Consider the following 20,974-nt stretch of genomic DNA (forward strand, 5'->3'; position numbering starts at 1 on the left):
GCCCACTGCCGTTCCCGCAATCGGAAGCTCCCCGGCGACCGGGTCAGTCTGCCGAGGTGATGCCCTCGGCCGCAGCCCACTTCTTCAGCTCGGCCACCGCCTCGTCGTGCTCCAGCGGGCCACGGTCGAGGCGCAGTTCCTTGAGGAACTTCCAGGCCCGGCCGATCTGCGGACCCGGCGGCAGGCCGAGCAGCCGCATGATCTCGTTGCCGTCGAGGTCGGGGCGGACCCGGTTCAGGTCCTCCTGTTCCTTGATCCGCGCGATGCGGGCCTCGAGGTCGTCGTAGGTCGCCTGCAACGCGGCCGCCTTGCGCCGGTTGCGCGTGGTGCAGTCGGCCCGCACCAGCTTGTGCAGCCGGGTCAGCAACTCACCGGCGTCGGTCACGTAGCGGCGCACCGCCGAATCGGTCCACTCGCCACTGCCGTAGCCGTGGAACCGCAGGTGCAGGAACACCAGCTGGGAGACCGCCTCGACGACCTCCTTCGGGTACTTCAGCGCCCGCAACCGCTTGCGCGCCATCCGCGCGCCGACCACCTCGTGATGGTGAAAGCTGACCCCGCCGCCCGGCTGGAACTCGCGCGTGGCCGGTTTGCCCGCGTCGTGCAGCAGTGCCGCGAGCCGCAGCACGAGATCCGGTTCGGAGGTCGGCTCGTGCCGCTGTTCGAGGTCGATCGCCTGCGCCAGCACGGTCAGCGAATGCTGGTAGACGTCCTTGTGCTGGTGGTGTTCGTCGATCGCGAGCCGCATCCCCGGCAGCTCGGGCAGCATGTGCTCGGCCAGCCCGGTGTCCACCAGCAGCTCGAGACCCGGCCGTGGATCACCGGAGAGCAGCAGCTTGGACAGTTCGGCCTGCACCCGCTCGGCGGTGACCCGCTCGATCTCTCCCGCCATCGACGTCATCGCCTCGACCACCCGAGGGGCCGCGGTGAACCCCAGCTGGGCGGCGAACCGGGCGGCCCGCATCATCCGGAGCGGGTCGTCGGCGAAGGACTCCTGCGGCGTCGCGGGGGTGTCGAGCGCCTTGAGCCGCAGTGCGTCCATCCCGTCGTGCGGATCGATGAACGTCTTCGTGACCAGATCGATGGCCATCGCGTTGACGGTGAAGTCGCGGCGGAGCAGATCGCCCTCGATGGTGTCGCCGAAGGTGACCTCGGGGTTGCGGCCGACCCGGTCGTAGCTGTCCGCGCGAAACGTGGTGATCTCGAGCGTCTTGCCCTTCTTGGTGACGCCGACCGTGCCGAAGGCGATGCCGACGTCCCAGACCGCATCGCCCCATTCGTTGACGATCGCCAGCACCCGGTCCGGCCTGGCGTCGGTGGTGAAGTCGAGGTCACTCGACATCCTGCCGAGCAGCGCGTCGCGCACGCTGCCACCGACCAGGTACAGACTGTGGCCGGCGCGCGCGAACCGCTCCGCCAGCTCGTCGGCAAGAGGGGACACTCGCATCAGTTCCGTCACCGCGTTCTGCTGGGCGACCAGGTTGCTCACTTGAATCCCACCACGAAATGGGCACCACTACTACGGGCACCGCCGGACACGGACACGGAGAGCCAGAGTACCCGGGCAACCGTTTGCTCTAGCATCGCAGCATGTCTGGATCTGCCGGCCGCGCCGGAGCGCCGAAGCCGCGCAGGCGGCGCCGGCACCGGCGCGACCGGCGGCTGACCACGGTCGACGAGACCTCGGCAGGCGGGCTGGTGCTCGATCCGGAGCGGGAACATGCGGCGCTGATCGGCCGGCTGGACCGACACGGCAAACTGCTCTGGTCATTGCCGAAGGGGCACATCGAGGACGGTGAGACGGTGGAGCAGACCGCGGTGCGCGAGGTGCGGGAGGAGACCGGCATCTCCGCCCGGGTGCTGCGCCCGCTCGGCACCATCGACTACTGGTTCGTGGCGCAGCAACGACGGGTGCACAAGACCGTGCACCACTTCGTGCTCGAGGCCACCGGCGGTGCGCTGTCCGATGAGGACGTCGAGGTCACCGAGGTGGCCTGGGTGCCGCTGACCGAGATGGAGACCACCCTCGCCTACGCGGACGAGCGCAAGCTGGTCCGCAGGGCGGGAGAACTGTTCGCGCCCGACGAGCTCGCCTGAGAGGGAGCGCCCCGAGTGAAGCGGCCCGCCGCCTTCTTGCTGTCCCTGCTGGTCCTCGCAGCGGCCGCGCTGTTCGGCGCGCCCGCCTGGGCGCAGGACGAACCGTCCGCCGAACAGCCACGGCTGCGGGTCGAACTCGACCGGTTCACCCCCCGCGTGCTCACCACTGCCACGACGACGCTCTCGGTGTCCGGCACGGTGACCAACACCGGCGACCGGCGGATCGACCGCCCGCAGGCCCGGCTGCAGGTAGGCGACCGGCTCGGCGGGACGAGGGAGATGTCCGGCGTGCTGGCGGGGGAGCCGATCCAGGACAGCCCGCTCACCGACTTCAGCACGCTCGCCGAAGCACTGGAACCGGGGCAGAGCGCCCGGCTGGACATCACCGTCCCGCTCGCCGGCGAGCGGGCCGCACTGTTCGGCCGCCCCGGTGTCTACCCGCTGCTGGTGAACGTGAACGGGACCCCGGAGTTCGGCGGCACCGCCCGGCTCGCCGCGGTGAGCCTGCTGATGCCGGTGGTGTCGACGCCGGGCCGCGAGGGTTCGGCGACAGCGCGGAATGCGAAGGTCACCGTGCTGTGGCCGATCACCGACAGCACGGTGCACGTTTCGTCGGCCGCCTACGGGGCGCAGATCAGTCTCACGGACGATTCACTCGCGCGGGATCTGAGCCCGAACGGGCGGCTGTACGCGCTGGTCTCCGCGGCGCGTGCGGCGCAGCAATCGAACCCGCAGGTCGGTGATTCGCTGTGCTTCGCCATCGACCCCGACCTGCTGCGCACGGTGGAGGCGATGACCCACGGCTACCGCGCCGGCGGTGCGCCTGGCAAGGGTGCGGGCGCGGCGGAGGACTGGCTGAGCTCGCTGCGTGCGCTGGTCAAGGACCGCTGCGTGGTGCCGATGCCGTTCGCCGACGCCGATCTGAGCACGCTCGGCACAGTGCGTGGTGCGGACGGCAATCCCGACGCCGGACTGATGACCACCGCGCTCAGCGGCACCACGACGATCCGCGACCTGCTCGGCGTCGAACCGCGCCCGGGTGTGCTGTGGCCGGGCGGCACGCTCGACGAGCAGGCGCTTTCGACCGCGTCCGCGGCCGGCTACCGCACGGTGCTCACGGACGGATCGCGGCTGCGGGCGAACCGGGACGCCGAGACGATCACCGGTGCGGTGACACTGCCCGACGGTGTGCGGGCGCAGCCGAGCGACGGGATCATCTCCAGCGCACTGGCCGGGTTCAGCCCCGGTCCGCAGGCGCCGACCACGGTCAGCGGCGCGGCACAGCGAGCCGTCGCCACCCAGAACGGGCTCGCCGCGATCGCGTTCGAGGCCGGTCTCGGCCGCACCGAGGCGGCCAACGGCGCCGAGCTGCTGGTCGCCCCGCCGCGGCGCTGGAACGTCTCGACCGGCGAGCTGACCGCCTTCCTGGACGGACTCGGTGAGCTGAACGATCACCAGCTCACCACCGGATCCTCGCTCACCGAGCTGCTGCAGACCGAAGCGAACGGCTCGGCGGCGTTCACCAAGGACGGCCGCACCCCGCCGGTCGGGGACAGCACCGGGATCGCCGAGCAGCTGTCCGACCTCGACCGCAGGACCACCGGATTGCTGTCGGCGATGCGGATGGACATCACCCAGCGGGTCACGCCGGAAGCGGTCGTCGCGCCGGTGCGGAACGCGCTGGTGCGGGGCAGTTCGACCGCGTTCCGGCCGCCGTCGCCCGAGGCGTCCGCGAACGCGGATTCCGAGCTCGCCGCCATCCGCGACCAGGTCACCGTCGAACAGCCGCGGCAGACGATCGCGCTCGCCTCCGGTGCCTCGCCGCTGCCGGTGTTCGTGAGCAACGAGCTTCCGGTCAGCGTCAGCGCGCAGATCTCGCTGACCAACAACGTGGGTGTCCGGCCGGAGGCGGACCGCGCGCCGAACCTGTTCTTCCCGGCCAAGGCGGGCAAGAACGAGTACCTGCAGATCGAAGCGCTGCGGGCGGGCCGGCTCAGCGTCGATGTGTCGTTGACCACGCCTGCCGGTACTTCGCTCGGCTCGACCGCGCGTTTCGAGCTGACGTCGACCGAGTACGGCCCGATCACGATCATCGTCACCGTCGTCGCTGGTTGTGCGCTGCTCCTGCTGTCCTCCCGGCGGATCTACCGGCGGGTCAAGGAGGGCAGGGCGGCACGCGGCCGTTCCAGCTGACCGACCGGCGGACCGGGTGCGTCCGCCCGTTCCCGATTACCCTGGGTCGACGCTGCCACAATGGCAGGGGACCAGGGGCAGTCGAGGATTGGGCACGCGTTGGACAGAGAGCCGGGCCAACCACCCGAGCGTGCGAACCGTCCTCGGCGGGACGGTGCGCCACCTCGGCGGGATGAGCGAGCCGAACAGCCCCGGCGCGCGGTCCGCGACGCCCGGCATCAGCCACCGCCGCCACCACCGGGCCAGCCGCCGGTGGAGCGCCGTCAGCCACCGCCGAACGGCACGCGCCGGATGCCGGTGCCCCCCGACCGGCAGCCACCCGCGGACCGTCCCCAGCGCAGCGAACGACCGCAGCGTCGCCAGCCACCGCCGAACGGCCAGCCGCGCCCGGCCCGGAACGGGACACCGCAAGCCGCGCCGCCGCGCCGCCAGCCACCGCCGGCCAAGCCACCCCAGGGCCCCCCGCCTGGTACGGCACAGGGCCCGCCACCCGGTACGCCGCCGGCCGGCCGGCCGGTTCTGCCGCAGCCGGGCACGCCGCCTCCGCCACCGGGACCGGTCTCCGGACCGCAGCAGGTGCCGCCGGTGCACCGCGGCCGCGGTGCCCGCCCCGGCACGCCGATCCGGCCGTGGCAGGAAGAGGCGATGCGGGACCCGGACGCCACCCGGTTCATCCCGCGCACCGCCGGAGTGCCGATGGCCGCCTCGCGCTGGCCGACCGCCGACCCGGACGTGCTGCGCCCGTACGACGCGCTGGCCACCCAGGTCATGCCGCGGATCAAGGACGCGCCGACGGCCCGTCCCGCCGAGCCGAGCGCACCGGAGCAGCCGGCTCCCGCGAAGCCGCCGTCCGTGGCGAAGGCCAGCGGACGGATGGCAATCGCGTCGCTGATCAGCCGGGTCACCGGCTTCCTGTGGAAGCTGCTGCTGGCGGCGGCGATCGGCACCGGCGTGGCGAACGACTCGTTCAACGTCGCCAACACGATGCCGAACATCATCTTCGAGCTGCTCATCGGCGGCGTGCTCACCAGTGTGGTGGTGCCGCTGCTGGTGCGTTCGCAGGACGATCCGGACCACGGCCAGGCGTACGCGCAACGGCTGCTGACCGTCGGGTTGACCGTGCTGTTCGGCGGCACCGTGATCGCGGTTCTCGCCGCGCCTGCGTTCACCTCGCTCTACGTCGACTCGTCCGGGCAGGCCAGCTCCGGACTGACCACCTCGTTCGCCTACCTGCTGCTGCCGGAGATCTTCTTCTACGGCGTGTTCGCGCTGCTGTCGGCGATGCTCAACGCGAAGCACATCTTCGGGCCGACCGCGTGGGCACCGGTGGTCAACAACATGGTGGTCATCTTCACCATCCTGGTCGTCTGGCTGGTGCCCGGTTCGATCAACGTCGACCAGCCGTCGATCACCGATCCGAAGGTGCTCATGCTGGGCCTCGGCGTGACCGGCGGCATCGTGGCGCAAGCGGTCATGCTCGTGCCGCCGTTGCTGCGCAGCGGCTTCCGGCCGCGCTGGCGCTGGGGCCTCGACCGGCGGATGAAGGAGTTCGGCGGGCTCGCACTGTGGGTCGTCGGCTACGTCGCGGTGAGCCAGCTCGGCTACACGATCACCACCCGCGTGCTGACCAAGGGCACCCCCGGCGGCGTCACCGCCTACAGCAACGCGTGGCTGCTGTTCCAGCTGCCCTACGGCGTGCTCGGGGTGTCGCTGCTGACCGCGATCATGCCGAGGCTGAGCCGGGCGGCCGCGGACGGCGACACCAAGAAACTGATCGGCGACCTGTCCTATGCGTCGCGGATCTCCACGGTGACGCTCGTGCCGATTTCGGCGGTGATGACGATCGTCGGATCGTCCATCGGCGTCGCGCTGTTCACCCTCGGCAAGGGGTCGCTGGACAACGCGGAGCGGATGGGGCAGGCGCTGGCCATCTCGTCGTTCGCACTGCTGCCGTACGCGCTGGTGATGCTGCAGATGCGGGTGTTCTACGCGATGAAGGACGCACGCACCCCCACCTTGATCATGGTCGTGATGACCGTGGTCAAGGTGCCGCTGCTGTTCCTGTGCCCGGCGCTGCTCTCGCCGGACAACATCGTGCTCGGCGTGATGATGGTCAACGGGCTGACGTACGTGATCGGCGCGATGCTCGGCCAGGTGTGGCTCTGGGTGACGCTGGGCAACCTGCGCAGCAAACGGGTGATCGGCGTGATCCTGTTCACCGTGGTCGCGAGCGTGCTCGGGGTCCTCGCGGCGTGGCTGGTCGGCCTGATCGTGCCGAGCTCGCTCGGGATCACGCTGCACTCCTGGATCAAGCTCATCCTGCAGGGGATCGTCGGGATCGCGGTCTCGTTCGGGGTACTCATCGCGCTGAAGGTCGAAGAGCTCAAGCCTGCGACGTCGCGACTCACCCGGTTGATCAAGCGCGGGTAACGATTGATTCACGACTCACGACGCTTCCCGCGAGGCTGATCCGGGTACCCTCGGTTTCGGGATCGCGACGCAGGAGAGAATCGGTGGACACGAGACGAAGCGTTCAGGCGGGGGAGGCAGATCGCGCGGGCATTCGTGCCCGCGGCGGTTCGCTGGCCCCCGGGCGGGTCGTGGGGGACGGCCGCTACCGCCTGCTCGCGCAGTTCGGGGTGGACGAACGTGCTGCCGCGCACCTGTGGCGAGCACGCGACGGTCAGCTGAAACGGGATGTTGCGCTGACCCTGCTGGTCGGTGATCCGGCGGATCCGGAGGCGGCCCGGCTCGCCCGGCGCACGCTGGAACGGGCCGCGCACGCGTCGAAGTTCGGCCACGGTGGGGTCGCCCGCGTACTGGACGTACTGAGCCTCGGCAGCGGAGTCACCTCGAGCGAGGGTCTGCTCGGCGTCGTGGTCGCGGAATGGACCAAAGGCAGCGATCTGGTCGATCTGGTCGCGCAGCGTCCGGTCGCTCCGGCGGCGGCCGCACGGATGGTGCAGGCGCTCGCCGAAGCGGTCGACCACGCCCATCAGAACGGTCTGGTCCTCGGTCTCGATCATCCGCAGCGGCTGCGGCTCACCCCGGGTGGTGCGCTGAAACTCGCGTTCCCCGGCCCGTTGCCGGAGGCCACGCTGCGCGACGACGTCAAGGCGCTCGGCGCGGTGCTCTACCTGTTGCTCACCGGCCGCTGGGCGCTGCCGGGCGGACCGCCCGCGGTCCCGGCCGCGCCGCTGACCCCGCAGGGGCACGTCGTGCCGCCGCGGTCACTGGTGCCTGCCGTGCCCGCGGAGCTGTCTTCGCTGGCCGTCCGCACGATCGAGGACGGCGGCAGCGGCGGCATCCGCACCAGTTCGGCCATCCTCCGCGTGCTCGACCAGGTGGCCGAGAACGAGGAGCGCACCCAGCTGATCCAGTCCGTTGGCCAGCCCGAAGGCGAGGCCGACGGCACGATCTGGACCACGAAGAAGCCGGTCAAGGACGTCGCACGGCGGCGGAAGCTGGCCTTCGGCGTCACCGTGCTGGTGGTGGCGACCGTGGTGATCCTGGCCTGGGGCGGGCTGATGCTGATCAACCTGTTCCAGGGCGACAACAAGGCCAGCGGTCCCGCGATCAACGTCGCGGCCCCGCCGTCGAACAGCGCTCCGCCGCAGAACTCGGCGGCGCCACCACCGAGTTCGGCACCCGCCGGGCCGAAGGTGGGCGATCCCGCGAAGCCGGACTCCGCGTCGATCTACAACCCGCAAGGTTCCGGTGACAACGCCGGCCGGGTGAAGAACACCATCGACGGCGATCCGGGCACGATCTGGCGCACCGACGAGTACCAGCAGCAGCTGCCCGCGTTGAAGCCCGGCGTCGGGTTCACCGTGGCGTTCAACGATCCGGTGAAACTCGCCCAGGTGAAGATCACCGCGGACAGCCCCGGTACGAAGGTCGAGATCCGCAGCGCGGACAAGAAGAACCCGCAGCTCGACGACACGAAGGTGGTCGGCGCCGGCGATCTGAACGGCACCGACACCACAATCACCCTGCAGCAGCCGACGGAGAGCAAGTACTTCATCGTCTGGATCACTCAGCTGGGCGATAACGACGGCGGTGGCTTCATCAGCGAGATCGGAGACGCGAGCTTCCTGCCTGCGCAGTGAGCGGCTATCCGGACTCAGTAGGCTCTGCCGGGTGACGGCTGCAGCTCCCACGGATGCCGATCTCATAGCGGCGCACGCCGCCGGTGATCCGCACGCGTTCAGTGAACTGGTCCGGCGACATCGTGACCGCATGTGGGCGGTCGCGATGCGGACCCTGCGTGATCCGGAGGAGGCGGCGGACGCCCTGCAGGAGGCCTTCATCTCGGCCTTCCGCGCGGCCTCGAAGTTCCGCGCCGAATCGCAGGTCACCACCTGGCTGCACCGGATCGTGGTGAACGCCTGCCTCGACCGGATCCGCCGCCGCCAGGCCCGCCCGACCGTGCCGCTGCCGGAGTCCGGGCTGAACGAGCCGGTCGCCCCCGGTGATTCGATGGCGGAGCGGGAGACCAGCCTGCTCGTGCGGCAGGCGCTCGACCAGCTGCCGGAGGACCAGCGCGCACCGATCGTGCTCGTCGACGTCGAGGGCTACTCGGTGGCGGAGACGGCGAAGCTGCTGGGCATCGCAGAGGGCACGGTCAAGAGCCGGTGTGCGCGGGGACGGGGGAAACTCGCGAAGGTTCTCGGACATCTGCGGAACCCGGACGCCCATACCGACGTCCCAACTCACGAAAGCAAACGCAAGCACGCCACTTCGGAGGGGTCCCGAAGTGCCGGGCGGGCCCAGCGCCCGCCGGGGAACGGGGAGGGACGATGACGGACGAGAGCCGGGGGGCTGGTGGCACCGTGGGTCCGCCCTGGTCTGTCGACGTACTTGCCGACCTCCACGCAGGGGTGCTGGCCGAGGACGAGGCCGCACGGCTGTGGCCGCAGGTGGACGCCGATCCCGAAGCACGATCGATCATCGAGGCGCTGGAAGCGACCACCACGGACCTGTCGGCGCTGGCCGCCGAGCCCGCACCGCCGATGCCTGCCGAGTACGCAGCACGCCTCGACGCCGCACTGGCCGCGGAGTCCGCTGCGCGGCAGGCGGAAACCGGTGCCGGGCAGGGAGCCGCGTTTCCGGCCGGTCAGGTGGCGAACGAGCCCTCGCAGTCCGCGCCGGTGGTGGACCTGTCGGCGGCCCGGCGGCGGCGCAACCGGCGGCTCGGCTGGGCAGGCGGGATCCTGACCGCGGCCGCCGCTGCCGTGGTGGCGGTTGCGGTCACCGTGCCCGGCACGTCCACGACCGGCGGCACTCCGAACGTGGCCGGTCCGGCACCGTCCGGCCCGGCGGTGTCCGGCGACGGCGGTGGCGCGGAGGCGCTGATCGGCGGCACTTCCGGGGTGCGCGACTTCGGCCCGTTGCAGGATGAACAGCGCCTCGACCAGTGTGTCGCGGCAGCCGGGATGGACCCGAAGGTGCGGCCGGAGGGCATCCGTCCGGTGAACGTCGCGGGCAAGGCCGGCGTGCTCGTCCTCTACACCACCGGCAAGCTCGCCCAGTTCCGCCTGGTCGCGTTCGGCGCGGACTGCGGGCCGGGTAATCCGGACAAGCTGTTCGACAAGGTCGTCGGCGGGCGGTAACCGCGGGTCGAGTAGCGGGCGTCACCACCGGGAACACCGGCACCTACGATCGTGTTGAGCCAGAAGCACTGGTCGCTACGAGCGGAGGTTGACGGGTGGCGGGCGAGGAAATCAGGAACCTGATCGTCGTCGGATCGGGTCCTGCCGGGTACACCGCCGCGGTCTACGCGGCGCGCGCACAGCTCGAACCGCTGGTGTTCGAGGGCACCCAGTTCGGCGGCGCGTTGATGACCACCACCGAGGTCGAGAACTTCCCCGGCTTCCGGGACGGCATCCAGGGGCCGGACCTGATGGAGGAGATGCGCAAGCAGGCCGAGCGCTTCGGTGCCGAGCTGCGCGCGGAGGACGTCGAGTCGCTGGAGCTGACCGGCGACGTGAAGTACGTCGTGGCGAACGGCAAGCGCTACGCGGCGCGTGCGGTGATCCTCGCGATGGGCGCCGCCGCGCGGTACCTGAACGTGCCGGGTGAGCAGAACCTGCTCGGTCACGGCGTGTCGGCGTGCGCGACCTGTGACGGCTTCTTCTTCCGCGACCACGACATCGCGGTGGCCGGCGGTGGCGATTCGGCGATGGAGGAGGCGACCTTCCTGACCAAGTTCGCCAAGTCGGTCACGATCGTGCACCGGCGGGACGAGTTCCGGGCTTCGAAGATCATGCTCGAGCGGGCCCGTGAGAACGCCAAGATCAAGTGGCAGCTGAACTCGCGGATCACCGGGGTCGACGGCGAGGGCACGGTGCGTGGCCTGCAGGTCGAGGACACCCTGACCGGTGAGCAGAAGACGCTCGACGTCACCGGCTTCTTCCTGGCGATCGGCCACGATCCGCGCAGCGAGCTGGTGCGCGGGCAGGTCGACGTGGACGAGGACGGGTACGTGCGCACGCAGGGCCGCACCTCTTATACGAACGTGCCCGGCGTGTTCGCGGCGGGCGACCTGGTTGACCGCACCTACCGGCAGGCCATCACGGCCGCGGGGTCCGGGTGCAGCGCGGCCATCGACGCGGAGCGATGGCTGGCAGAGCACGGTGACTCGGCAGCGCACGAGGCACCCGAACTGGTCGGCGGCGGCTACGGCGCCGGCGAGCACTGACCTTTCCCCACTCACCGAAGGAGACGACCATGGCCAACAACACCGTGAAGGTGACCGACAAGTCGTTCGCGGACGACGTGCTGACCAGCGAGAAGCCGGTACTGGTCGATTTCTGGGCGACCTGGTGCGGACCGTGCAAGATGGTTGCGCCGGTGCTGGAGGAGATCGCGGAGGAGAACGGCGAGAAGCTGACCGTCGCGAAGCTCGACATCGACGAGAACCCGAACACAGCGCGTGACTACCAGGTGATGTCGATCCCGACGCTGATCCTGTTCCAGGGTGGCAAGCCGGTCAAGCAGATCGTGGGCGCGAAGGCGAAGGCGGCGCTGCTGTCCGACCTGTCCGACGTGCTCTGAACGGGACGGCCGGGACGAACCCGGGCCTGCGGGAATCGCCCCGCGGGCCCGGGTTTTTACACGTTCGAGTGACCCGTACGTGGCGGTGATCACGCAGGTGCACCAGGCGTGTCTCCCCCGTGGAGGCTCCCCCACCAGAGCGGCATACCGGCCGGGCCTGCGTACTCACCGAGAGTTCACAGGGCACAATGGGTGCCTGGGCTTACCCCCTACCCCTAGGTTTCTGTTTTGCATCGAGCAGGTTTCGGTGCCTGAGGAAGAGCGAGGAGTGCATGCGGGTACTCCGCCGCGGTGACGCCGGTCCGGATGTCGCCGAGATCAGGTCGATTCTCGCCGGGATGAACCTGCTCCCGCCGGTGGCGGGGACCGAGCAGTACACGACCTTCGACGTTGCGGTGGAGCAGGCCGTACGGGCCTTCCAGCAGCGGCGTGGGCTCATCACCGACGGGGTCGTGGGTCCGGCGACCTTTCAGGCGCTCAAGGGCGCCAGCTACCACCTGGGCAGCCGCCCGCTGCAGTTCCTGCTGTCGTCGCCGGTTCAGGGCGACGACGTCTTCACGTTGCAGGAGCGGCTCACCGAACTCGGCTTCGACGCCGGCCGCCCGGACGGGTACTTCGGCCCGCAGACCGAACGTGCCCTGCGCACGTTCCAGCGCGACATGCGGTTGAACGCGGACGGAATCTGCGGTCCGGCCACCATCCGCGAACTGCACCGCCTGTCGTCGCCTCGCGCCCGCGGCGGCCGCCCGGTCTTCCTGCGGGAGCAGGAGCAGGTCCGGCGTGCCGGCCCCCGGCTGCGCGGCAAGCGCATCGTCATCGACCCCGGCCACGGCGGTGAGGACCTGGGCGTGGTCGCCGACGGCCTGCGTGAGGCCGACATCGCCTGGGACCTGGCCCGCAGGCTGGAAGGCCGGATGCAGGCAACCGGCATGGAAGCGCTGATCTCGCGGGGCCCCAACCACAGCCCCACGGATTTCGAACGCGCCCGCTTCGCCAACGACGCCGGCGCGGACCTGTTCCTGTCCCTGCACAACGACAGCAACCCGTCGCCCCGAGCCCAGGGCCTGGCGAGCTTCCACTTCGGCACCGGCAACGGCACGACGTCCACCGTGGGCGAGCTGCTGGCCGGCTTCATCCAACGCGAGGTAGCGGCACGCACGGGCCTACTGGACTGCCGTACGCACTACAAGACGTGGGAGATCTTCACCCGCACCCGCTGCCCGGCCGTCCGCGTGGAAATCGGCTACCTGACCAACCCGGACGACTCCCGGCGCCTGGCCGACCCGGCATTCCGCGACATAGTGGCCGAAGGCATCCTGATCGCAGTAAAGCGCCTGTACCTCCTGGGCGAAGGCGACCAGCCAACCGGCACATTCACCTTCGCCGACGTCCTGGCCCACGAACTCGCCCGCGCCGAATAACCCCCTCCCCGGTTTGGCCCTTCCCCGGTTTGGCCCTTCCCCGGTTTGGCCCTCCCTGGTGTGCGCCCGGGTTTCGGTTGGGTCCGCGCTGATCCGCTGGTACTCGGTCGGTGCGCTGGATGTCCCTGCGCCTGATTGCATCGGTCGGCTGATGCGCGGCTGGGTTGTTGCCGAGGCAACCCGGTGGTGAATGTGGCCAGCCCGCGGCCGGCTTGCACCGAACCCGTCGGGCGGGCGTCAGCCGGTTCGGCCCGCTCGTTGTGCAGCCCACTTGCTGGCCAGGCTCGTGTGCTGCAGTGACCCCGACCCGTTTGCACGCTCCGCGTACAAGAATCCCCGGGTTGGTCTTCGGCCTGGGATTGGTCTGGTCGGCCGTTGGTCTGGCCGGTCATCGGTCCGGTCGGCCGTCATCCCGGCGAGTCGTTATCCCAGCCCGCCCGTTGACCTAGCCGGCCGTTTGTCCGGCCAGCCGTTGCGCAGGCCGACCCGTTGGCCTGGCCAGCCGTTCTTCCGGGCAGTCATTATCCCAGCCAGCCCGTTGACCCCCGCCGGCCCGTTGACCCGGCCAGCCCGTTGACCCAGCCAGCCGTTGCGCAGCCGGCCGTTGTCCCGGTCTCGGTCCCTGACCCAGCCCGATCGCTGTCCCGGCTCAGTCGGTCGGCCAATCCGACCGCCGCATTGGCCGGTTCCGTGCTTCCTGTCCAGCGCATTGCTGTCCGGTCCGGCTGGCCTGAGGCTTCCGATGTGATTGCCTGTCTTGTTGGATCCAGCCAGGTGACTGAGCCACCCCGCCCAGCCACCTGGCCTCGGCCGATGCCCCAGCCGAGCCGTCCGATTCACCACCAGACCAATCGCGAGACCTCGACCAACCGCCGGTTGACCCCGTCGACCGACCACCTTGGTCAACTCCACCCAACCAACTCAGCCGACCCGACCCCAACCCCGCAGATTCCCAAGATCGTCACCGCAGTCGACCGGATACCCACCCCCACCACCGGCTCCCGCGCAATCACGCCTCCCGACGAACCCACGAACACGCCACCAACCAGCCCCGCTCGCCTCGACGACCACAACCTCAACGCCCCACAACGCGAACCCCCAACCCGGTTACCGACCCAACCCAGCCCCATGCACCCCGCCAACCCAGATTTCGACGCCACCCACGCTCCGCATACAACGCCACCCCGCCCCCGACAGCCTCCACAGGTAAACCCGCACCCCTCCGCCACAGTCACCCGCACAACGAGCCCAACCAACGCCCGCCACCCACGCCAGTCGAACTCCCACCCCACCTCACGCCAACACCAACCAAGCAGAAAAACCTCCCACCTCCACAACGCCCCTGCGTAAACACACACCTCTCCCGCTCCACGAAATAGCCGCCCTCGCCCTCCCAAACAGACGACAGCCCTACTCCTCCGCCCCCTCTGGCCATCAACCCCACCCACAACGCCCCAACACCACCCCAGCCAACTACCCGGAGTAACAAAACCCCGATCCGCAGCCATCACACCACCCAACCCACCACCCTCGCCCCTGAAGCATCCACACCCCCACCAGAAGCCCAAGCCCAAGACCCCTCCCCCTCACAACTGGAGCGCCAACCCCACTTAACAACCCCTCACCAACCAGCCACAACCACTTGCGCCGCCCGGCACGAATACCCACCACACCTGGGGGCAGCCCCCGCCCTCCTCCGGGGGGCGTCCCCGAATCCAGTCTAGTCGTCCACAGGTTTTCCACGGGCTCTATCAGCAATCTGTGGATAACTTCGGGGTTCATCCACAGTTGTGCACAGGGGCGGAAAAGGGGATGGCGGGAGGGGTGGGTCGGCGGGGTGGGGTGCGGGAGGTGGGGTTGATGGGGAGAGGTGAGGTGTACCGGTGGCGGTGGGTTGACCTCGGTTGATGGGCTGAGTGGCGGGGGTGCATGGGGAGGTGCTCGACTTGCGGAGGCGGGTGTGGTGGCTGGCAGAGACGGAGGACGTTAGGGGCGTGGGAAACCCGGGTGACAGGCACAGAGAGTGATTGTTTTGTGGGTTGTTGGGGTGAGGGGAGCGGCTGGGCGGGGTGGGCTGATTTCGGGTTCCGGTGGTGGTTGCGGGCACTTGGGTTGTGGTGTGGTTGGCGGGTGGATCGGGTGTGTGGTGGCGGGATGGTGGGTTGGCGGGGAGGGTCGTGCGGGTTTGGGGTCGGGGTTGGATGGTGTTGGCGGTGGGCGGGGACGACACGGCTGGGTCGGACAAGGCCCAGGCGAGGCGGGTCAGAGCAGGGCGGGTCAGAGCAGGGCAAGTCGGGGGGGCAAGGCAGAGCGGCAAGGCGGGATAGACATGCAAGTCGGGGCGGGGCAGGGCACACGGGGCAGGGGCTAGCACGCCGGGCAAGTCGGGTGGGTAGGGGTGAGGTCGGGAGCGGGAAGGGCTGAAGCGGCGTGGTGTGAGTGGGTCGAGTGGTGAACGAGCGTCGGCAACTCACGATGAGGGGCGGCTGGGCTCGGGTGTGGGTCGTCGACGTGCCTGATGTGGCGTTCGCGGGCGGGGCCTGTGCGGCCGCGGGGGAGGGCACGACGGGGTAGGGGCACGGCGCGGGTAGCCGCGACGCCCGCCGAGTGGGGCGAGAACCGATGCCAGCCGAGCGGTGCAAGGGGACCGACGCCAGCCGGAGTGGGCGGAGGACCGGAGCCACGATCCAGGGCCGAGGAGTCAAGCGCCAAGGCCTGCCAAGCCAAGCGCTAGGGCCGATGAGTCGGGAACCGCGAATCGGGGAGCGTGCCGCGAATCGGGAACGGTTAGATCAGGCTCGGCCCAGGCTTGGTTCGGCGGTGGTGATCGTGACCTGGCCCAGTAAGCGTTCCAGGGCGGCCTCGACGTCTTCCTTCCAGGTGATCGCCGAGCGCAGTTCCAGGCGCAGGCGAGGGTACTTCTGGTGCTGGCGCACCGTCTTGAAACCGACGCCCTGCAGGAACGCGGCCGGCAGTACGCAGGCGTGCTGGTCGAAGGGGTCTGCGTCGTCCGGTTGGGCGTCGCCGAAGGCTTCGATGGCGCGGACGCCTCGTTTGGTCAGGTCCTTGGCCACGGCCTGGACGAGCATCCGGCCGAGACCGCCGCCGCGAAATTCGGGCAGTACGTGGAACGCGGTGAGCAGTACGGCGTCGGCGCTGGGCGGCGAGGTGGGGAAGGCGAGCGAGCGCGGGACCGCGTTCGGCGGTGCGTACAGCACGAACCCGACCGGCAACGTGTCGCTGTAGACGATCCGGCCGCAGGACCCCCACTCCAACAGCACGCTGGAGACCCAGGCTTCCTTCTCGACCTCGGTGGAGCCGAATTCCTCCGCCTGCGCCTTCAGATGCGGCGCGAGTTCCCAGTACACGCACTGCCGGCAGTTCTTCGGCAGGTGCTCCAGGTTATCCAGTGTGACGCCCACCACACGACGTGACACCCGAAACCTCCCTGGACCCCTCGTTCGCGGCGTGAATCCGGCCTCGACGCCTGCAAGAGCGCAGGCGGCACCGGAAGAACCACCCCGAGGATAGGCCGATGTGACAAGGGTCGGAAGAGCGGGGAGCCGGAAGAGGCCATGGTTACACTCGATGGATCTACCAGCAGGTACCAGCGAACCCTCAGGTGTCCGATGACCGAGAACCGCCCCGCCAAGCCGCAGACTGGCCGCCACAATCTCGACCCGCACCTCGAACGGTACGCAGCGCGTACCACCGGGATGACCGCATCCGAGATCCGCGCGCTCTTCGCAGTGGCAAGCCGGCCGGAGGTCGTCTCGCTCGCGGGCGGGATGCCGAACCTGGCCGCGCTGCCGCTCGACACGCTGTCCGCGCAGGTCGGCGAGATCATCGCCGAGGAGGGGCTCGTCGCGCTGCAGTACGGCTCGGCACACGGAGTACCCGCGCTGCGTGACCAGATCTGCGAAATCATGGCGCTGGAAGGCATCAAGGCGCACCCGGACGACGTCGTCGTCACCGTCGGTTCCCAGATGGGCCTGGACATGGTGACGCGGCTGTTCTGCGACCCGGGTGACGTCGTGATCGCGGAGGGCCCGTCGTACGTGGGTGCGCTCGGCTCGTTCGCCGCGTACCAGGCCAAGGTCGTGCACGTGGCGATGGACGACCAGGGTCTCGTGCCGGAAGGGTTGCGGGAGGCGTTGCAGCAGGCGGAAAAGGCCGGCCAGCGCGTTAAATTCCTTTACACCATCCCGAATTTCCACAACCCGGCCGGGGTCACCCTCGCCGTCGAGCGACGCGCGGAGATCGTGGAGATCTGTCGCGAACACGGGGTGCTGATCGTCGAGGACAACCCGTACGGCCTGCTCGGTTTCGACGGCCAGACCTACCCCGCGCTGCGGTCGCTCGACCCGGACAACGTGGTGTACCTCGGCTCGTTCTCGAAGACGTTCGCCTCCGGGCTGCGGGTCGGCTGGGTGCTCGCGCCACATGCGGTGCGGGAAAAGCTCGTGCTGGCCGCGGAATCGGCGACGCTGTGCCCGCCGACGTTCAACCAGATGATCGTGTCCCGCTATCTCGCGACACACGATTGGAAGGGCCAGATCAAGAAGTTCCGGGAGAACTACCGCGAACGCCGCGATGCGATGCTGTCGGCGCTGCAACAGCATCTGCCCCCCGGCTGCTCGTGGACGCACCCGGACGGCGGCTTCTACGTGTGGGTCACTGTGCCGGAAGGTGTTGACACCAAAGCAATGTTGCCGCGAGCGGTCACCGCGCGCGTGGCGTACGCATCGGGCACCGGTTTCTACGCAGACGGGTTCGGCTCGCGCCAGATGCGGCTGTCGTACTGCTATCCGACGCCGGAACGCATCCGGGAGGGCGTGCGGCGGCTGGCCGCGGTGCTGGAGTCCGAAATGGACCTCGGCCGCACCTTCGGTAGCGTGAAGGCACGCACCATCCCGGGGCCCGAGACCCCGTCTCCGGACACGGTCTGATCGCCCCAGCAACACTAAGGAGTTCCCACGGTGGTCGACCGTACCGTTGCCGTGCTCGCCGGCGGGCTTTCCCACGAGCGGGACGTCTCGCTCCGATCCGGACGGCGGCTGTCAGCTGCATTGCGCGCCGAAGGGCTCACCGTGGACGAGTGGGACACCGATGCCGGCCTGCTGGAACGGCTGCGCACCCAGCGGCCGGACGCGGTGGTCGTGGCGTTGCACGGCGGCGAGGGCGAAAACGGTTCGGTGCAGACTGTGCTGGAAATGCTGGACGTACCGTTCGTCGGCACCAATTCGCAGGGCTGCCGGCGGGCGTGGGACAAGCCGACCGCGAAGGCGTTCGTGCAGCAGGCCGGGTTCGCCACGCCGGAGTGGATTGTGTTGCCGCACAGCACCTTTCGGGAGCTGGGCGCACAATCCGTGCTGGACGCGATGGTGGAGCAGCTCGGGCTGCCGCTGATCCTCAAGCCGGATCAGGGTGGTTCCGCGCTGGGCACGCAGGTGGTGCGCGAGGCCGCGGAGCTGCCCGCGGCGATGGTCGGCTGCTTCGCCTACGGAGACACCGTGCTCGCGGAACGCTTCGTCGACGGCGTCGAGGTCGCCGTCACGGTCATCGAGGGGGAGAACGGGGCCGAAGCCCTGCCCGCAGTCGAAATCGTGCCGGAGAACGGCGTCTACGACTACACCGCGCGGTACACGGCCGGCCTTACCGACTTCTTCACACCGGCCAGGATCTCCGACGAGGCAGCGAAGGCCGTCGGCGAGCTCGCGGTCGCGGCGCACCAATGGCTCGGACTCCGCGATATCTCCCGGACAGATGCCGTGATCACCACGGACGGCACTGTGCACTTCCTCGAGGTGAACCTGTCCCCGGGCCTGACCGAGACGTCCACGGTCCCGATGGCGGTCGAAGCCGCGGGCAAGTCGCTCGGCTCGGTGTTCTCGGACCTCGTGGTGCGGGCAGTCACCCGCGCCAAGTGATCAGTGCCCGCCGTCATCCCGGGGACCGAGGGACGGCGACGGTGACCACGTGACGGTCACGATGCGGAGAACCGATGGGTGCCAAGGCCGCGGTGGGCGTTCGCAAGCGAAGTTGAGCTGACACCGGCACAAAGCCGGCGGCCGGGTCGCGAGGCCCCTGGATGGACGGACGAGTTCCCGCGCGGCCGCCGATTTCTCGGCGGCCGAGGCGGCCACTCAGAGTGCTGACTGGTACGTCGGTGCGCAATCATCACCGTGACGAAACGACCGTGGGTGATCCCTAGTCGGTTTCCTCGGTCGGATTTGCCGGTTTTTCGCCCGAGTTGGCATCGATGATCCCCACGATGCGCTCGAGGTCGTCAACCGAGCCGAACTCGAGCACGATGCGCCCTTTGCGGCGACCGAGGTCCACCTTCACGCGGGTGTCGAAGCGATCCGACAGTCGGTTCGCGAGATCCTGCAACCCGGGCGCCTGGATCGGCTTGCGGGGAGCGGGCTTCGGCTTCGCCGGCTTCTCGCTCTTTTTCAGGGTGACGGCTTCCTCGGTGGCCCGCACCGACATGCCTTCCGCGATGATCCGGGCGGCCAGCTCCTCCTGGGTGTCCGGATCTTCAAGGGAAAGCAGGGCTCGGGCGTGCCCGGCGGAAAGTACGCCGACGGCCACCCGCCGCTGCACAGGCAACGGGAGTTTGAGCAACCGGATCGTGTTGGTGATGACCGGACGGCTACGTCCGATGCGGCCGGCCAATTCCTCGTGCGTCACAGCGAACTCGTCGAGCAGCTGCTGGTATGCGGCCGCCTCTTCGAGGGGGTTCAGCTGAACCCGGTGGATGTTCTCCAGCAACGCGTCACGCAACATCGACTCGTCGGCGGTCTGCCGGACGATCGCAGGGATCGCTTCGAGCTCTGCCTGCTGTGAGGCGCGTAGCCGACGCTCGCCCATGACGAGCTCGTACTCGTCACCACCGAGCTCGCGCACGACGATCGGCTGCATGAGCCCGAACTCCCGGATGGAGTGTTCGAGCTCGGCGAGCGCTTCCTCGTCGAAGACCTGACGAGGCTGCTTCGGGTTCGGCTTGATGGCGCTGACCGGGATCTCGCGGTAGACCGCACCGGCGACCTCGCCACCGACCGGGGTGGCCGCGCCGTTCGCCGCAAACCAACCCTTGTCCGCAGGAGTGGTCGTCTCGTCGGTCGCACCGCCTTCACCGACGGAGGGGGCCGGGGCAGTCGGCCCGGTCGGGATCAGGGCCGCGAGCCCACGCCCCAGCCCTCCTCTGCGCTCAGTCATGCGCTGTTGCTCCTCTTCTGGTTCGCGCCATGCTCCGCGATTTCCTTCGCCGCGTCGAGATAACTCATGGCTCCACGTGACCCCGGGTCGTACGCGAGAACTGTTTGACCGTAACCGGGCGCCTCGGACACCTTCACGCTGCGCGGGATGACGGTCTTCAGCACGGTGTCGCCGAAGTGGTTCCGGACCTCGTTCGTCACCTGGTCGGCCAGCTTCGTGCGGCCGTCGTACATGGTGAGCAGGATCGTGGACACGCTGAGTTCGCGGTTGAGGTGCTGCTGCACGAGCTCGATGTTGCTGAGCAGCTGCCCCAGCCCTTCCAGCGCGTAGTACTCACACTGGATCGGGATCAGCACCTCCTGGGCCGCCACCATCGCGTTGACGGTGAGGAGACCCAGCGAAGGCGGGCAGTCGATGAAGACGTAGTCGACCCCGATCTGGTCGAGAGCCTCAGCCGACAGCGCCTCCTTCAGCCGCGTCTCCCGGTTCGCCATGGAGACGAGTTCGATCTCGGCACCGGCGAGATCGATCGTCGCGGGCACACAGAAGAGGTTGGGGGACTGCTCACTGACGGCCGCCGCCTCGGCGATGGAGACCTCACCGATCAGCACCTCGTAGATCGACGGCGTCCCCGAGCGGTGGTCTACATCGAGTGCGGTACTGGCGTTGCCCTGAGGGTCCAGGTCGATCACGAGCGTCTTCAACCCGTGTACCGCCAATGCGGCGGCGAGGTTGACCGTGCTCGTCGTCTTACCGACGCCGCCCTTCTGGTTGGCGACCGTGAGTACCCGCCGTCGCGTGGGCCGGGGGAGTGCGCCTTCCTTGGGGTGCAGCACGCTCGCGGCTCGGACGGCTTCTTCGGCGATCGGCGTCCAACCCAGCTCCTGGCCGGTCGCCGCGGAGTCGGACGGTGGGGGATTCACCGGTCTCGACACCTCCTCCTGGTAGACGATTCGTGGGCGTTCGAACCGCGTTGTTTCACGTGG

15 protein-coding genes are annotated in these 20,974 nt (G+C 69.2%); 11 read left to right on the forward strand and 4 right to left on the reverse strand.

Annotated elements, in window-relative coordinates; translation table 11 throughout:
• Nucleotides 1–43: 43 nt before the first annotated feature.
• The gene (locus ABD793_RS08730; RefSeq protein WP_344857419.1) at nt 44–1,489 is read right to left on the reverse strand and encodes a CCA tRNA nucleotidyltransferase; all 1,446 of its coding nucleotides are present in this window, start codon (nt 1,487–1,489) and stop codon (nt 44–46) included.
• A gap of 101 nt (nt 1,490–1,590) precedes the next feature.
• On the opposite strand from ABD793_RS08730, the gene ABD793_RS08735 reads away from it, so the two are divergent.
• From ABD793_RS08735 to ABD793_RS08775, 9 genes are all read left to right on the forward strand, one after another.
• Nucleotides 1,591–2,097, forward strand: a complete 507-nt coding sequence (locus tag ABD793_RS08735) for an NUDIX hydrolase (RefSeq protein WP_344857421.1) — start codon at nt 1,591–1,593, stop codon at nt 2,095–2,097.
• Nucleotides 2,098–2,112: 15 nt separating this feature from the next.
• Nucleotides 2,113–4,290: a DUF6049 family protein gene (locus ABD793_RS08740; RefSeq protein WP_344857423.1), complete on the forward strand. Its 2,178-nt coding sequence runs from the start codon at nt 2,113–2,115 to the stop codon at nt 4,288–4,290.
• A gap of 645 nt (nt 4,291–4,935) precedes the next feature.
• A complete protein-coding gene (gene murJ / locus ABD793_RS08745; protein WP_344858087.1) occupies nt 4,936–6,720 on the forward strand; it encodes a murein biosynthesis integral membrane protein MurJ in 1,785 nt (594 codons plus the stop codon).
• A gap of 83 nt (nt 6,721–6,803) precedes the next feature.
• A complete protein-coding gene (locus ABD793_RS08750) occupies nt 6,804–8,399 on the forward strand; it encodes a protein kinase family protein (RefSeq protein WP_344857425.1) in 1,596 nt (531 codons plus the stop codon).
• A gap of 31 nt (nt 8,400–8,430) precedes the next feature.
• Nucleotides 8,431–9,093, forward strand: coding sequence for an RNA polymerase sigma factor SigM (gene sigM / locus ABD793_RS08755; RefSeq protein ID WP_344857427.1), 663 nt, complete (start codon nt 8,431–8,433; stop codon nt 9,091–9,093).
• Nucleotides 9,090–9,902 carry a hypothetical protein gene (locus ABD793_RS08760; protein ID WP_344857429.1) on the forward strand — a complete coding sequence of 271 codons (813 nt, stop codon included), beginning with the start codon at nt 9,090–9,092 and terminating at the stop codon, nt 9,900–9,902. Before sigM ends, ABD793_RS08760 begins: the two co-directional genes overlap by 4 nt.
• Nucleotides 9,903–9,997: 95 nt before the next feature.
• Nucleotides 9,998–10,990: a thioredoxin-disulfide reductase gene (gene trxB, locus ABD793_RS08765; protein WP_344857431.1), complete on the forward strand. Its 993-nt coding sequence runs from the start codon at nt 9,998–10,000 to the stop codon at nt 10,988–10,990.
• A gap of 29 nt (nt 10,991–11,019) precedes the next feature.
• Nucleotides 11,020–11,346: a thioredoxin gene (gene trxA, locus ABD793_RS08770; protein WP_344857433.1), complete on the forward strand. Its 327-nt coding sequence runs from the start codon at nt 11,020–11,022 to the stop codon at nt 11,344–11,346.
• 272 nt (nt 11,347–11,618) lie between these two features.
• Nucleotides 11,619–12,767 (forward strand): N-acetylmuramoyl-L-alanine amidase, encoded by a 1,149-nt coding sequence (locus ABD793_RS08775; protein WP_344857435.1) that lies wholly within the window; start codon nt 11,619–11,621, stop codon nt 12,765–12,767.
• Nucleotides 12,768–15,559: 2,792 nt separating this feature from the next.
• Here the strand turns inward: ABD793_RS08775 and ABD793_RS08780 are convergent.
• Complete coding sequence (locus tag ABD793_RS08780) at nt 15,560–16,204, reverse strand: GNAT family N-acetyltransferase (RefSeq protein WP_344857437.1); 645 nt, start codon at nt 16,202–16,204, stop codon at nt 15,560–15,562.
• 192 nt (nt 16,205–16,396) lie between these two features.
• On the opposite strand from ABD793_RS08780, the gene ABD793_RS08785 reads away from it, so the two are divergent.
• Both ABD793_RS08785 and ABD793_RS08790 read left to right on the forward strand, forming a co-directional pair.
• Nucleotides 16,397–17,716 (forward strand): aminotransferase-like domain-containing protein, encoded by a 1,320-nt coding sequence (locus ABD793_RS08785; protein WP_344857439.1) that lies wholly within the window; start codon nt 16,397–16,399, stop codon nt 17,714–17,716.
• 30 nt (nt 17,717–17,746) lie between these two features.
• Nucleotides 17,747–18,697 carry a D-alanine--D-alanine ligase family protein gene (locus ABD793_RS08790; RefSeq protein ID WP_344857441.1) on the forward strand — a complete coding sequence of 317 codons (951 nt, stop codon included), beginning with the start codon at nt 17,747–17,749 and terminating at the stop codon, nt 18,695–18,697.
• A 280-nt stretch (nt 18,698–18,977) separates the two neighbouring features.
• On the opposite strand, the gene ABD793_RS08795 is transcribed toward ABD793_RS08790, so the two are convergent.
• Nucleotides 18,978–19,988 carry a ParB/RepB/Spo0J family partition protein gene (locus tag ABD793_RS08795; protein WP_344857443.1) on the reverse strand — a complete coding sequence of 337 codons (1,011 nt, stop codon included), beginning with the start codon at nt 19,986–19,988 and terminating at the stop codon, nt 18,978–18,980.
• The gene (locus tag ABD793_RS08800; protein ID WP_344857445.1) at nt 19,985–20,911 is read right to left on the reverse strand and encodes a ParA family protein; all 927 of its coding nucleotides are present in this window, start codon (nt 20,909–20,911) and stop codon (nt 19,985–19,987) included. Before ABD793_RS08800 ends, ABD793_RS08795 begins: the two co-directional genes overlap by 4 nt.
• Nucleotides 20,912–20,974: the final 63 nt, after the last annotated feature.

Origin of the sequence: Amycolatopsis ultiminotia (genome assembly GCF_039536925.1) — a bacterium.
Classification (GTDB): Bacteria; Actinomycetota; Actinomycetes; order Mycobacteriales; family Pseudonocardiaceae; genus Amycolatopsis; species Amycolatopsis ultiminotia.